The organism is Thalassospira sp. CH_XMU1448-2, assembly GCF_037027285.1.
In the GTDB taxonomy this organism is placed as follows: Bacteria; Pseudomonadota; Alphaproteobacteria; order Rhodospirillales; family Thalassospiraceae; genus Thalassospira; species Thalassospira profundimaris_C.
This window is the reverse complement of the sequence record NZ_JAYMEA010000001.1, coordinates 1290404-1303836: the sequence shown is the minus strand read 5'-3', so window position 1 is coordinate 1303836 and position 13433 is coordinate 1290404. Positions and strand designations below refer to the sequence as shown.

The window sequence follows — 13433 nt, the reverse complement described above, 5'->3', positions numbered from 1 at the left end:
AAAGGCCACCCGAAGGTGGCCTTTTGCATTTCAAAGCAACGAATCCCCGGATTAACGGGTAAGCGGCTTGTACTTGATGCGATGCGGACGGCTGGCTTCTTCGCCATAGCGACGCTTATAATCCGCTTCATATTCCTGATAGTTACCTTCGAACCATTCGACGTGCGAATTGCCTTCGTAAGCCAGAATATGGGTCGCAATACGGTCAAGGAAGAAGCGATCGTGCGAGATAACCACAGCACAACCGGCAAATTCCAGAAGACCTTCTTCCAGTGCGCGAAGCGTATCAACGTCAAGATCGTTGGTCGGTTCGTCAAGCAGCAGGACGTTCGCGCCGGATTTCAGCATCTTTGCAAGGTGAACGCGGTTACGTTCACCACCTGACAGCTGACCGACTTTCTTCTGTTGATCAGCACCTTTGAAAGCAAATTGCGATACATAGGCACGCGAGCTCATCGGGCGTTTGCCCAGCAGGATTTCGTCAAGGCCGTCGGAAACTTCCTGCCAGACAGTCTTGTTCGGATCAAGCGAGTCACGCGACTGATCGACATAGCCCATCTTGACCGTTTCACCGATCTTGAGCGTTCCGGAATCCGGAGTGTCGCTACCGGTCAGCATTTTAAACAGCGTGGTTTTACCTGCGCCGTTCGGGCCGATAACACCAACGATACCACCCGGCGGCAGACGGAAGTGCAGATCATCAAACAGAAGTTTGTCACCAAATGCCTTGGTCAAACCTTCAGCGGTGATGACTTCGTTCCCGAGACGCTCGGCAATCGGAATAACGATCTTGGTCGAATCCGGTACGGCCTTTGCTGCTTCGGCAACGAGATCGTCATAGGCACGAACACGGGCCTTGGATTTTGCCTGACGACCTTTCGGGTTCTGACGAATCCATTCCAGTTCGGATGCCAGCTGTTTCTGACGGCTACCTTCCTGACGGGCTTCCTGATCCAGACGCTTCTGCTTCTGTTCAAGCCAGGACGAGTAGTTACCTTCATACGGGATGCCCTGACCACGGTCGAGTTCAAGGATCCAGCCCGTAACGTTATCGAGGAAGTAACGATCGTGGGTAACCAGAATAACGGTACCCTGATAATCTTCGAGGTGACGTTCAAGCCAGGCAACCGATTCAGCGTCAAGATGGTTGGTCGGTTCGTCAAGCAGCAGAATGTCGGGCTTCGCCAGAAGCAGACGGCAAAGTGCGACACGGCGGCGCTCACCACCCGAAAGCTTGGTGACGTCCGAATCTTTCGGCGGGCAACGCAGCGCATCCATGGCGATTTCAAGCGTGCGCTCAAGATCCCAGCCATTGGCGGCATCGATTGCTTCCTGAAGTTCACCCTGCTCGGCAAGGAGATCATTCATTTCGTCATCGGTCATCGGTTCGGCAAACTTGGCGCTGATTTCATTGAAGCGCGCCAGATCGTCCACAACCTTGCCACACCCTTCCATGACGTTGCCAAGAACATCCTTTTCCGGGTTCAGCTGTGGTTCCTGTTCAAGGTAACCGACACGAACGCCTTCTGCGGGCCATGCTTCACCGGCGAAATCCTTTTCAATGCCGGCCATGATTTTCAGCAGGGTCGATTTACCTGCGCCGTTGTTCCCGAGAACACCGATCTTCACACCCGGCAGGAAGGACAAGGTGATGCCCTTGAAAAGTTCGCGACCGCCCGGAAGGATCTTGGTCAGGTCCTTCATGACGTAAATATACTGGTAGGATGCCATTAAATTCCCCATCCAAAAATGTCGTTGGGTCCGCCCTGCTTGAGGACGGATCACTACGGCATGCAAGAAACCATGCCTGAAATACTGTGCCCGTTTGTAACCGACGTGCTTACGGTTAACAACTTCAAACCGCACATGGCGCCATGCAGAGCTGTTACTTGCCTCAGACCGTCGAAAACAACTGCAATATCAATCCGTATCCTGCCAGCTGTTTTGGACAGCTTTGATTTTTCCGCCCCGGAGTTAATGCGTGGATCTCATGACTGCAAAAGCTTTATTCTTACGTATAAAATCGATTCAAATCACAACAGAGACATCAAAAACAGAAACTTTGACGATTTTATTGATATCAATCTTCAACTCAAAATACCGCAGCGCACACATGAAAAAGTGGCGGAAATCTTCGATATTTCATGCCTTAAGTTCAAACAAGCCTCTCCTAAGGCCCTGTTTCATACGACTAATGATTAGCTTCTGGGGAATCTCGAAAACTGGTATCGAGCTTAGAAGACAAAAAGTGTGTCATCGCACTCTGTTGTCTTTCATACATGCGGCCGACTGACAAAAACACAACAAGTGGTCGGCAGGGGAAGTTATCAATTCTAGGAAGGAGACGCGCGATGGATGAACAAAGCGCAGCCTACTGGAAGAGAAACGTGAAACTGGTCGCAAGTCTGATTGTGATCTGGTTCATCGTTTCCTACGGTTTCGGCATTTTGTTTGTCGATGCCCTCAACAGTATCGAAATAGCGGGCTTCCAGCTTGGTTTCTGGTTTGCTCAACAAGGGTCCATCTATGTCTTTGTCGCACTGATTTTCGTCTATGTGTCAAAGATGAACAAACTGGACCGCGAGTTCGACGTTCACGAAGACGACGATTGACGCAGGATCTGGGGAGACAGACAAAATGGATCTTACTACCCTTACATATATCGTCGTTGGCTTGAGCTTCGCGCTGTATATCGGCATCGCGATCTGGGCCAAGGCGAGCACCACCGGCGAATTCTATGTCGCTGGCAAAGGTGTTAACCCGGTCGTCAACGGTATGGCGACCGCAGCAGACTGGATGTCTGCTGCTTCCTTCATCTCTATGGCTGGCCTCATTGCCTTCCTTGGCTATGGCGGCTCGGTTTACCTGATGGGCTGGACCGGCGGCTACTGCCTGCTGGCAATGCTTCTGGCACCTTACCTGCGCAAATACGGTAAGTTCACCGTGCCGGAATTCATCGGTGACCGCTATTATTCCAAAGCAGCCCGTATCGTTGCTGTTATCTGCCTGATCTTTATCTCGTTCACTTATGTGGCAGGCCAGATGCGCGGCGTTGGTATCGTGTTCTCGCGCTTCCTTGAAGTCGAAATCCTCACCGGCCTTATCGTTGGCATGGGCATCGTCTTCATCTACGCCGTTCTTGGCGGCATGAAGGGCATTACCTATACCCAGGTTGCTCAGTACTGCGTTCTGATTGTTGCCTATACCATTCCGGCGATCTTCATTGCCTTCCAGCTGACCGGCAATCCGCTGCCGCAGCTGGCATTCGGCTCGACCGTCAATGGTACCGGCGAATATATGCTTGAACGCCTCAATACCGTGGTTACGGAACTCGGCTTCCTCGAATATACCACCACCAACAAATCCACGATTGATGTCTTTGCTATCACCGCGGCTCTGATGGTTGGTACTGCCGGTCTTCCGCACGTTATCGTTCGCTTCTTCACCGTGCCGAAAGTGCGTGACGCACGTTCCTCGGCTGGTTGGGCTCTGGTCTTCATCGCGCTTCTTTACACCACTGCTCCGGCAGTTGGTGCAATGGCACGTCTGAACCTGACCGAAACCATCCAGACCGGCGAAGTTGGTGCCGAAGATGGCAACCTGTCCTTTGAAGAACGTCCAGACTGGATGAAGCGCTGGGAAGCTACCGGCCTTCTGAAGTTCGAAGACAAGAACGGTGATGGTCGCATCCAGTACTATAACGATGCGAACAAGGACTTTGCTGCCAAGGCCACTGAATATGGCTGGGCTGGTAACGAACTGACCGTTGACCGTGACATCATGGTTTTGGCCAACCCGGAAATTGCACAGCTTCCGAACTGGGTCATTGCACTGGTTGCAGCAGGCGGCATTGCTGCTGCGCTGTCGACCGCTGCCGGCCTGTTGCTTGTGATTTCCTCTGGTGTGTCGCATGACCTTCTCAAAGGTACTTTCACACCGGACATGACAGAAGGTCAGGAACTTATGGCCGGTCGTATCGCAGCAGCTGTTGCGATCCTGATCGCAGGCTATCTGGGGTACAACCCGCCAGGCTTTGTGGCACAGGTTGTGGCCTTTGCGTTCGGCCTTGCTGCGTCGTCTCTGTTCCCGGTAATCATCATGGGGATCTTCTCCAAGAAGGTTAACCGCGAAGGTGCGATTGCTGGCATGTTGACCGGCCTGATCTTCACCATGGGCTATATCCTTGCCTATAAAGGTGTGTTCTTTGATCCGATCATTGCCAATACGCCCGACAACTGGCTGTTCGGCATTTCGCCGGAAGGTATTGGTACCGTTGGTATGGTTCTGAACTTCATCGTTGCTTTCGCCGTGTCGAAAGTCACCGCTGAACCGCCAGAGCATATCCAGCACATGGTCGAAGATATCCGCGTTCCGAAAGGGGCCAGCGGCGCGGTTGACCACTAATCGGTCAATCGGTTTACCAAATCTGTTGCAGGCCCCCGGATCATTGATCCGGGGGCTTTTCTTTTTGCGCATTGTCAGGCAACAATGGCCGAGCGGAGGAAATAGGAATGAGCATCGAACTCGAAGAAATTGCTGAATTTTTAAAACAGCATCACCCTTTTGACCTGTTACCCGACGATGAAATCAATACCCTGCCCAAACGGCTGACGGCGCGTTATTTCCGGGCCGGCACCAAGGTCCTTTCCCCCGAACAGCAATGCCTTCACCTGTATATTATCCGAACGGGCGGCACAGAAACCCGCGATCCGGATGGACTGCTGCTTGCCCGCCTGTCCGAGGGCGAATGCTTTGGCGTGCGTGCGATGTTCCGTAACGGCAAGGCCGCCAACAATATCACGACGCTTGAAGACAGCCTGTGTTACCTGCTACCCGAGAAGGATTTTCACGATCTGGCCGGGAAATATCCCCAGTTTAACTACTTCTTTGCCCAGATGGGTGGGGAGCGGCTGCGCAGTGGTATGCAGCTGATTGAAAGCCGTGATGACGACCAGCTCAAACTGATGAGTGTCAGGGTTGCTGATCTGATTGCACGCAATCTGGTCAGTATCGACAAATCTGCGACCATTCTGGATGCAGGCAAACTGATGAGCAAGGAACGGGTTTCCTGCCTTCTGATCACCGAGGGTGACGCCGAAGTCGTCGGCATCATGACCGATCGCGACTTGCGAAACCGTGTCGTTGCACAAGGTCGAAGCTATGACGATCCGGTTACCGAAATCATGACCGCAAACCCGATATCCATTCACCCCGACGAATATGCATTTGATGCGCTTTTGACCATGACGCGCCACAATGTACGTCATCTGCCGGTGATGAAGGATGGCAAGGCTGTCGGCGTAATCACCACCAACAACCTGCTTGCCCGTCAGTCATTGTCGGCTGTCTATATGGCCGGGCGGATTGGCAAGCTGACCGATCCGGCGGATATGGCCAAGGTCATCAAACAGGTTCCTGAACTGCTCAGTCATCTGATCGAAGCCGGAGCAACATCACAAAATGCCGGACATATCGTAACCACCCTTTCGGATGCCGCGACGGTCCGTCTGTTGCAACTGGCCGAAGAAAAGCTTGGCCCGCCACCGGTTCCCTATGTCTGGATGGCAGGAGGATCACAAGGCCGTCAGGAACAAACAGCCCTGTCTGATCAGGATAACTGCCTGATCATTGATGACGCCTATGATCCGGAACAACACGGAGAATGGTTCAGGGCGCTGGCAGATTTTGTCTGTGATGGTCTCAACACGGTTGGTTATGTTTATTGCCCCGGCGATATGATGGCAAAAACCGACCAGTGGCGCCAACCAGTGCGTGTCTGGCAGCAATATTTCAACAAATGGATCGAACAGCCCGAACCCAAATCTCTGATGCTCTGTTCTGTGTGGTTCGACTTGCGCCCCATCCACGGCACCAAAAGCCTGTTTGACAATCTCCATCGCCTGATTGTCTCCAAGGCGCGCGACAACCGCATTTTCCAGGCCTATATGGTTGGCAATGCCCTGAGCCATCATGTGCCGCTTGGCTTCTTCAAGAACTTTGTGATGATCCGGGGCGGCGAACATGACAGCACCCTTGATCTGAAACATAACGGGGTTGTGCCGATTGTTGATCTGGCCCGTATTCACGCCTTGGCCAACGGGGTTGACGCGGTCAATACATTTGAACGACTTCATGCCGTCAAATCACTGCCCTCGATCAGCAAACAGGGGGCGTCGGATCTTCTTGATGCCTTTGAATTTATTAGCATCACGCGCCTGAAACATCAGGTTCGGCAAATCCGGCGCGGGGATGCCCCGGACAACTTCCTGCATCCCGAAAGCCTGTCTGCCTTTGAACGCAGCCATCTGAAAGACGCCTTTTCAGTGATCAAGAACCTTCAAAATGCGCTCGAAAATGCCTTTGGCAAAAGCGGGACCTGATCAGTATGGGATTGCGTCAAAAAATCGTCGACAGTCGCCTTTACCGGGATTTCATCCAGCGCAAGGCAACGGGTCCCTTGCGGGCCTATTATGATATCCCGCCAGCGGATCCACATCGCCCGGTCGGTGAAACCGAGTTCATCGCCCTTGATCTGGAAACCACCGGTCTTGATCCCAAGCGCGACGAGATCGTCAGTCTGGGCTGGGTGATCATCCGGCAGCTAGGCGTTGATTTCTCAAGCTGTGAACATATTCTGGTCCGCCCGACGCAGGAACTTAGTGAAAGCTCGGTCGTGGTCCATCGCATATTTGATAGCGACGTCGCCAATGCACCCGATATCAAAACCGCACTTGAACATCTGTTACCCCAGATGGCAGGTCGGGTTCTGATATCCCATCACGCCCCGATTGAACTGGGTTTTCTGGGGCAGGCATGCAAACAGTGTTTTGGTGCCCCTTTGCAAATTCCGACGGTCGACACCCTGGTTCTTGCCCTTCGCGATCTGCATCGCAGTGGACAGCCGATGAAATCTGGGGCACTGAAACTTGATAGCTTGCGGCGCAGCCACAACCTGCCGCCGTTCCGCGCACATAACGCATTATCGGATGCGATTGCCGCATCGGGGCTGTTTCTGGCCCAGATTGCCAAGCGTGATCCAAAAGGTGAACTTGAGCTCAACCGGATACTGCGCTAATCGGATTACAGGGTATCAGAAGCCCAAACAAATATAACAGGGAACCGGGGGTCACGGCCGCATGTATGTCTTTATTTTCACAACGGTAGTTGTCGGCTTTGCTGCGGCCGGGGTAGTGATGCTGCTGTTCCGTCTTTGGGGCCGCAAAGCACCGAAATATGTCGTTCCCTTTGTCGCCGCCGTTGCGATGTTTGGCTATATGATCTGGGATGAATATAGCTGGTTTGATCGCTATGATGCGCGGCTTCCGCAAAATATCGACGTGATCCAGATCTTTACCGACGAAAACCCGTTTGCGCCCTGGACCCTGATTTCAGCGCCAATCAACCGGTTTACAGCCATTGATCGTGACAAGCTCGTACCCAATCCGGCAAATCCGGATGAAAGGCGCGTTACAACGCTGCTTCTGAAAAAGGGGGCTGAAACATTGGCGCTGACCCATCTGGTTGATTGCACCACTGGCAAGCGTGGCTACATCACACCCGACAACAATCTTGATGATAACGGTTTTCCGACCGACATGAAGGAATGGTTCGACATGGATGCGGACGATCCGCTGCGCGCTGCTGTGTGCCGGTAAGTATACACACCCTGTCACCAGTCTTGCTCTCTCCACAGCCCGCCATTGGCGGGCTGTTGTTGTTTGAGCTTGGCCAATGTTACGACCCGAAATTCCCTTCGTCTCGAAATTGCATGGCATCAATTACTTGACCTATCGTTATATCCATTAGAATATAGCGATAGGTCAACGCCACAAGGATCCCACCATGCGCCGCCTTGCCAGATATCTTGCCCTGTCTGTTTTCCTGTTCACCGCCATCAATGCTCATGCCGAAGACATCACTGTTTTTGCCGCTGCCAGCCTGACCAACGCCGTTACTGCCGCCGCAAAGGCCTATGAACAGCAATCCGGTGATCGCATCGAGATATCATTTGCCAGTTCATCAACCCTTGCCCGCCAGATTGCGGCCGGTGCACCAGCAGACATGTTCATCTCCGCCAATCAGAAATGGATGGACTGGTTATCTGAGCAGGACATGATCGAAGCTGACACCCGCAACAATATGGTCGCCAACGGACTTGTCGTGATTGCCCCCAACGACAGTGCCATTAACGCCATTTCATTGACCAAAGATACCGACATCACAGCACTTCTGGGTAATGATGATCGCATCGCAGTCGGCGATCCGGACCACGTTCCAGCCGGTATCTATGCCCAACAGGCACTGAGTTATCTCGGCCAATGGGAAACGCTTGCTCCCCGTCTTGCCCGTGCCGACAATGTGCGCGCAGCACTTGCACTGGTCGAACGCGGTGAGGCCCCGCTTGGCATCGTCTATCGTACGGATGCCGCGATTACACAGGGTGTCAAAATCATTGGCACGTTCCCTGATGACAGCCATCCGCCAATCACCTATCCAGTCGCCCTGATCAAGGATGCCGGTAACGACAGCAATGCCAATTTCCTCGCCTGGCTTTTGGGGGATGACGCAGGCAAGATTTTTACCGATTATGGATTTGATCAGATACAGGCAACCAATACAGGCACATCAAAGTAATGATCAGTTTGACGCCAGCAGAGATCGAAGCCCTGTTGCTGAGTTTGCGCATTTCAGGCGTCGCTGTTGCCTGTGCCCTGCCCTTTGCCATTCTGGTCGCAACCGCATTGGCACTTGGGCAGTTTCCCGGACGCTTCATTCTTGATGCCATCGTGCATCTGCCGCTGATCTTGCCGCCGGTCGTGATGGGCTATTTGCTACTGATCGGCTTTGGCACCCGCGCCCCGCTTGGCGCTTGGCTTTATGAAACCTTTGACGTTCGCTTTGTCTTTAGCTGGACGGGGGCGGCACTGGCGTCAGCCATTGTCAGCTTCCCGTTTCAGGTCCGCGCCATCCGGCTCAGCCTTGAAAACGTCAATAGCGGCTTGTATCAGGCAGCTGAAACGCTTGGCGCCGGGCCGATTGACCGGTTCTTTTCGCTAACCTTGCCCTTGGCTTTGCCCGGTATCATTGCCGGTGCGATTACTGCCTTTGCTGCAAGTCTCGGGGAATTCGGGGCCATCATTACCTTTGTTTCAAACATTCCGGGTGAAACGCGGACATTACCCCTTGCGATCTATACCGCAATCCAGACCCCCGGTGGCGAACTTGCCGCAGCACGACTTGCCGCACTCTCCATCGGGCTTGCCTTTGGCGGACTGCTCCTGTCCGAGATTGCCATGCGCCATATCCGCAAAAGGGCCACGGCATGAGCATCCATCTTTCGATCCGACACAAGATTGGCAAGCTTGATCTTGATGCGGATTTCCACATCAAGGAACCCGGTATCACGGCCCTGTTCGGCCCGTCAGGAAGTGGCAAAACCAGTCTGATCAATATCATCGCCGGACTGGAACGCCCCGACACGGGGCGCATCGAGATAAGCGAACATGTTGTTTTCGATCATGCCCGGCAAATCAACCTGCCTGCACGACACCGGCGCGTTGGTTATGTATTTCAGGATGCCCGCCTGTTTCCCCACAAGACCGTCAGCGAAAACCTTTATTTCGGGGCACGTCGGAATGCCGACAAACTGAACCGCGAAGAACAGACTGCCATTCTCGAGATGCTCGGCATTTCTCCCTTGATGGGGCGCCGTCCCGCGGCCCTTTCCGGTGGTGAAAAGCAGCGTGTGGCACTTGGCCGCGCCTTGCTTGCAAACCCCGATATCCTGCTTCTGGATGAGCCGTTATCGGCCCTTGATCACGCCCGCAAACAGGAAATCCTTCCCTATTTCGAGTGGCTGCGTGACCACCGCAGAATCCCGATCCTGTATGTCACCCATGCGATCGACGAAGTCGCCCGCCTTGCCGACCATTTGGTGGTGATTGATCAAGGGAAAACACTGGCCAGCGGTTCGGTGTTTGACATGCTGGGCCGTAGCGACCTGCCCCCGCTTGCCGGACAGTTCGACGCCGGAACGGTTCTGCCTGCCCGGATTGTCAGTCGCGATCCCAAGGCCGAGGTAAGCTTCCTTGAATGCGCCGGACAGCGCATTGTCGTCCCGTATCTTGGACGCCCGGCCAGCCATCAGGTCCGCCTGCATATCCGCGCCCGTGATGTCATGATTGCGCGGACGGCACCATCGGGAATCAGTGCCAATAACATTATCCCGGTGACCATTACCGACATCAGCGATCTGGACGGGGATACGGTCGATATCAGCCTGTGCTTTGGCCATGATGCCGATGCATCACTTTTCGCCGCCACCAGCGGACGACCGACCTTGCATGCGCGTATCACGCGATGGTCTGCCGGGCGGCTCAATCTTGAACGTCATCAAAAGGTCTTTGCGGTGATAAAATCTGTGACAGTGGATGGTCAGCTGTCTGACCATTCGCTTTGACAGAATTCCGACCACAATCCCCGATCCGTCAGTCAGCTTGGGGGTTCTCTGCCAATGACGCAGCCAATTGATCCAGTTCGTCCTTGATGGCGTCCTGCACCTTGTCACGGGCTGTTTGATAAATCTCGATGATCCGCATGCCGGTTGGCGTCAGGGTCGCGCCACCATGCGCACGTCCGCCGATACTGGTTTCGATTACAGGCTCGCTGAAACACTTGTTTAGGTCGTCAATCAGCAGCCATGCCCGGCGATAGGACATCCCCATCGACCGTGCTGCGGCCGAAATCGAACGATGCTCTTCGACCGCACGCAACAGATCGACCTTGCCATAGCCAAGGCGGACTGCGCCGGGCAGTTCAATTTTCAGTCGGACTTTAAGATCATCACCAGTCATTGCGACACAATATCCCGACCGGCATTTGACCGCCAAGATCAAAGATCGCCTTGGACCGCACCAAATGGTGAAAGTATGTCGTCAGGCAACCGGTGTGATCAGTTCACCGCGATCATCCCAGGCGTTGAGATTATCGACAACAAGCTGCGCCATTGCGTCGCGTGTTTCAACCGTGCCGCTGGCGTGATGCGGATAGAGGACAACATTATCAAGGGTGGCAAAGGCGCGGTCCATATGCGGTTCGTTGTAAAACACATCCAAACCCGCCCCTGCGATCACTTTATTCTGCAAGGCATCTATCAGTGCCGGCTCATCGACAACCGAACCGCGTGCAATATTAATTACAAAGCCATCTGCCCCCAATGCAGACAAAACATCGGCATTGATGATGCCCTGTGTCGCAGCCCCGCCCGGGCAGGACAACATCAGAATATCTGCCCAACGCGCCAGTTCGACAAGATCGTCGAAGAATTGGTAATCGACCGGCTTGGGGTTGCGGCCAAAATAACCGATCTCAAGCCCGCTTGGTTCAGCCCGCGATGCAATCGCTTGCCCGATCCGGCCAAGCCCGACGATGCCGAGCTTCTTACCCCGCACAGACCGGGTTAGTGCCATCGGCCCGTTGGCAGACCATTTGCCACTGCGTGCCCAATCGTCACCGGCCACCAGATTGCGCAAAGCCGCGTGCATCAGCATGATTGCGGTATCGGCCACATCATCGGTCAGGATATCGGGGGTGGTTGAAACCCGAATACCGCGCGCACGGCAGGCTTCAAGATCAATCAGATCATGTCCAACACCGAAACTTGTGATGACTTCGAGATTGGGAAGCCGGTCCATCAATTCGACAGACAATCCAAACCGCGCCGAAGTCACCACCGCCGTGATCTTGTCCCCCGTCTCATTCAGAAAAGCCTCGGTATCTTTGATCAGATCAAAACGATGCAGATCATACCGCCCGGCAAGCAGGGCGGTATAGGCCGGACGAATGTCGGTGATAGCAAGCACGGATCGGATCATGGTCAGGCTTTCGTTGGGGCAACCAGAGTTCGAAGCTATCCAAATCAGCCTTCTGAAACAAGTTGATAAGGAAAACAACAGCACCCCGAAAATGCGTTTAACAATTCTCTCTTAACAAGAAAGTTAACGCCATCTGATATTCGCCATGACGCGACAGGTTTCTGGCATCCTGATGAAAAGAAGGTTTTCACCTATGGCCATCCTGCACCTTTACGAGTTTGCGAAAGCCCCGACGACCATAGATCAAACATAAAGAAGCCCGACCACCGGACGAAACGGGTGATCGGGCGAGGAATAAGGGAAACTTTTATTGTGGTTTCTTGGGGAGGTTAACCTTGCTGGCGCACGGCATCGGCGATTGCCTTGCCGCAGGTTACGGTATTTGCCGTACCGCCAAGGTCGCCGGTGCGCAGTTCCTTGGACAACAGAACCTGTTCAATTGCCCGCATGATCCCGTCATGGGCATCGGTATGACCAAGATGATCAAGCATCATTGCCCCGGACCAGATCTGGCCAATCGGGTTGGCAATGCCTTTGCCCGCAATATCCGGTGCCGAACCATGGACCGGCTCGAACAGGGACGGGAATTTGCGTTCCGGGTTGATATTGCCCGACGGGGCGATACCAATCGTTCCGGTACAAGCCGGACCAAGGTCAGACAGGATATCGCCAAACAGGTTGGACGCGACAACAACGTCAAAGCGATCCGGATTCATGACAAACTGTGCGGTCAGAATATCGATATGATATTTGTCCCAGCTTACATCCGGATAGGACTTTGCCATTTTGATAACGCGCTCGTCCCAATATGGCATGGTGATCGAGATGCCATTGGACTTGGTCGCCGATGTCAAATGCTTGCGCGGGCGTTTCTGGGCCAGTTCGAACGCGTATTTCAGGATGCGATCAACACCGACACGCGACATGACGGTTTCCTGAATGACAATCTCGCGATCTGTCCCCGGATACATTTTCCCGCCGACCGAAGAATATTCACCTTCGGTGTTTTCGCGAACCACATAGAAATCAATATCACCCGGCTTGCGACCGGCAAGTGGTGAAGGCACACCGGGCATCAATTTGGCCGGACGCAAATTGACATACTGATCAAAATCACGCCGGAACTGGATTAGCGACCCCCACAGTGAAATGTGATCGGGAACCGTATCAGGCCAGCCCACTGCACCAAAGAAGATGGCGTCATGATTGCCAATCTGACTTTTCCAGTCATCAGGCATCATCTGGCCATGTTTAAGATAGTAGTCACAGGACCCGAATTCGAACGTATCAAACGTCAGATCAATCCCGTAGACCTCGGCAGCGGCTTCAAGAACGCGCACGCCTTCGGGCATGACTTCCGTGCCGATACCATCACCGGCAATCACCGCGATCTTATGTTTGTTACCAGCCATTTGAACTTTTCCTCCTCTGAATATCGTCAGGTCGTCGGCACGCTTTGACAGGCGGAAACCAGCCTTATTCGTTGGGGCTACCCTGCTGCGCAGTTGTCACCACATCCGAACCTGCGATGTTTTTCCGAACAATATGTGCAGTGTAGAT

General features: G+C 53.6%; 13 protein-coding genes. 9 read left to right on the top strand and 4 right to left on the bottom strand.

The features are described from left to right. Positions 1-51 precede the first annotated feature (51 nt). Entirely contained in the window at positions 52-1731 is a 1680-nt protein-coding gene (ettA, locus tag WA318_RS05895) for an energy-dependent translational throttle protein EttA (protein ID WP_114099602.1), read from the bottom strand. 60 nt (positions 1732-1791) lie between these two features. Between ettA and WA318_RS05890 the strand changes: the two genes are divergently transcribed. The 9 genes from WA318_RS05890 (at position 1792) to modC (ending at position 10459) form a co-directional block, all read left to right on the top strand. Continuing rightward, positions 1792-2202: a hypothetical protein gene (locus tag WA318_RS05890; RefSeq protein WP_147252055.1), complete on the top strand. Its 411-nt coding sequence runs from the start codon at positions 1792-1794 to the stop codon at positions 2200-2202. Between the two features lie 149 nt (positions 2203-2351). Then, positions 2352-2612, top strand: coding sequence for a DUF4212 domain-containing protein (locus WA318_RS05885; RefSeq protein WP_114099604.1), 261 nt, complete (start codon positions 2352-2354; stop codon positions 2610-2612). A 25-nt stretch (positions 2613-2637) separates the two neighbouring features. After that, on the top strand, positions 2638-4404 hold the full coding sequence (locus WA318_RS05880) for a sodium:solute symporter family protein (RefSeq protein ID WP_114099605.1): 1767 nt from the start codon (positions 2638-2640) through the stop codon (positions 4402-4404). Between the two features lie 107 nt (positions 4405-4511). Beyond that, positions 4512-6380 carry a DUF294 nucleotidyltransferase-like domain-containing protein gene (locus tag WA318_RS05875; RefSeq protein WP_336080272.1) on the top strand — a complete coding sequence of 623 codons (1869 nt, stop codon included), beginning with the start codon at positions 4512-4514 and terminating at the stop codon, positions 6378-6380. Between the two features lie 5 nt (positions 6381-6385). After that, positions 6386-7075: an exonuclease domain-containing protein gene (locus WA318_RS05870; RefSeq protein ID WP_114099607.1), complete on the top strand. Its 690-nt coding sequence runs from the start codon at positions 6386-6388 to the stop codon at positions 7073-7075. Between the two features lie 61 nt (positions 7076-7136). Continuing rightward, a complete protein-coding gene (locus WA318_RS05865) occupies positions 7137-7655 on the top strand; it encodes a hypothetical protein (RefSeq protein ID WP_336080271.1) in 519 nt (172 codons plus the stop codon). Positions 7656-7842: 187 nt separating this feature from the next. Further along, positions 7843-8634 (top strand): molybdate ABC transporter substrate-binding protein, encoded by a 792-nt coding sequence (modA, locus tag WA318_RS05860; protein WP_336080270.1) that lies wholly within the window; start codon positions 7843-7845, stop codon positions 8632-8634. Then, positions 8634-9326, top strand: a complete 693-nt coding sequence (gene modB / locus WA318_RS05855; protein ID WP_336080269.1) for a molybdate ABC transporter permease subunit — start codon at positions 8634-8636, stop codon at positions 9324-9326. Before modA ends, modB begins: the two co-directional genes overlap by 1 nt. Next, positions 9323-10459, top strand: a complete 1137-nt coding sequence (gene modC, locus WA318_RS05850; RefSeq protein ID WP_336080268.1) for a molybdenum ABC transporter ATP-binding protein — start codon at positions 9323-9325, stop codon at positions 10457-10459. The genes modB and modC overlap by 4 nt, the downstream gene beginning before the upstream one ends. A gap of 28 nt (positions 10460-10487) precedes the next feature. On the opposite strand, the gene WA318_RS05845 is transcribed toward modC, so the two are convergent. The 3 genes from WA318_RS05845 to WA318_RS05835 all read right to left on the bottom strand — a co-directional run bounded on the left by WA318_RS05845 (position 10488) and on the right by WA318_RS05835 (position 13285). Next, positions 10488-10853 (bottom strand): winged helix-turn-helix domain-containing protein, encoded by a 366-nt coding sequence (locus tag WA318_RS05845; protein WP_336080267.1) that lies wholly within the window; start codon positions 10851-10853, stop codon positions 10488-10490. Between the two features lie 81 nt (positions 10854-10934). Then, positions 10935-11873 carry a 2-hydroxyacid dehydrogenase gene (locus WA318_RS05840; protein ID WP_336080266.1) on the bottom strand — a complete coding sequence of 313 codons (939 nt, stop codon included), beginning with the start codon at positions 11871-11873 and terminating at the stop codon, positions 10935-10937. A 329-nt stretch (positions 11874-12202) separates the two neighbouring features. Next, positions 12203-13285 carry a tartrate dehydrogenase gene (locus tag WA318_RS05835; RefSeq protein WP_336080265.1) on the bottom strand — a complete coding sequence of 361 codons (1083 nt, stop codon included), beginning with the start codon at positions 13283-13285 and terminating at the stop codon, positions 12203-12205. Between the last annotated feature and the right edge of the window lie 148 nt (positions 13286-13433).

What these genes read in the sequence shown, in the direction of transcription:
- ettA (WP_114099602.1), bottom strand. Translation starts at nt 1,731, where the DNA reads ATGGCATCCTACCAGTATATTTACGTCATGAAGGACCTGACCAAGATC.
- WA318_RS05890 (WP_147252055.1), top strand. Translation starts at nt 1,792, where the DNA reads ATGCAAGAAACCATGCCTGAAATACTGTGCCCGTTTGTAACCGACGTG.
- WA318_RS05885 (WP_114099604.1), top strand. Translation starts at nt 2,352, where the DNA reads ATGGATGAACAAAGCGCAGCCTACTGGAAGAGAAACGTGAAACTGGTC.
- WA318_RS05880 (WP_114099605.1), top strand. Translation starts at nt 2,638, where the DNA reads ATGGATCTTACTACCCTTACATATATCGTCGTTGGCTTGAGCTTCGCG.
- WA318_RS05875 (WP_336080272.1), top strand. Translation starts at nt 4,512, where the DNA reads ATGAGCATCGAACTCGAAGAAATTGCTGAATTTTTAAAACAGCATCAC.
- WA318_RS05870 (WP_114099607.1), top strand. Translation starts at nt 6,386, where the DNA reads ATGGGATTGCGTCAAAAAATCGTCGACAGTCGCCTTTACCGGGATTTC.
- WA318_RS05865 (WP_336080271.1), top strand. Translation starts at nt 7,137, where the DNA reads ATGTATGTCTTTATTTTCACAACGGTAGTTGTCGGCTTTGCTGCGGCC.
- modA (WP_336080270.1), top strand. Translation starts at nt 7,843, where the DNA reads ATGCGCCGCCTTGCCAGATATCTTGCCCTGTCTGTTTTCCTGTTCACC.
- modB (WP_336080269.1), top strand. Translation starts at nt 8,634, where the DNA reads ATGATCAGTTTGACGCCAGCAGAGATCGAAGCCCTGTTGCTGAGTTTG.
- modC (WP_336080268.1), top strand. Translation starts at nt 9,323, where the DNA reads ATGAGCATCCATCTTTCGATCCGACACAAGATTGGCAAGCTTGATCTT.
- WA318_RS05845 (WP_336080267.1), bottom strand. Translation starts at nt 10,853, where the DNA reads ATGACTGGTGATGATCTTAAAGTCCGACTGAAAATTGAACTGCCCGGC.
- WA318_RS05840 (WP_336080266.1), bottom strand. Translation starts at nt 11,873, where the DNA reads ATGATCCGATCCGTGCTTGCTATCACCGACATTCGTCCGGCCTATACC.
- WA318_RS05835 (WP_336080265.1), bottom strand. Translation starts at nt 13,285, where the DNA reads ATGGCTGGTAACAAACATAAGATCGCGGTGATTGCCGGTGATGGTATC.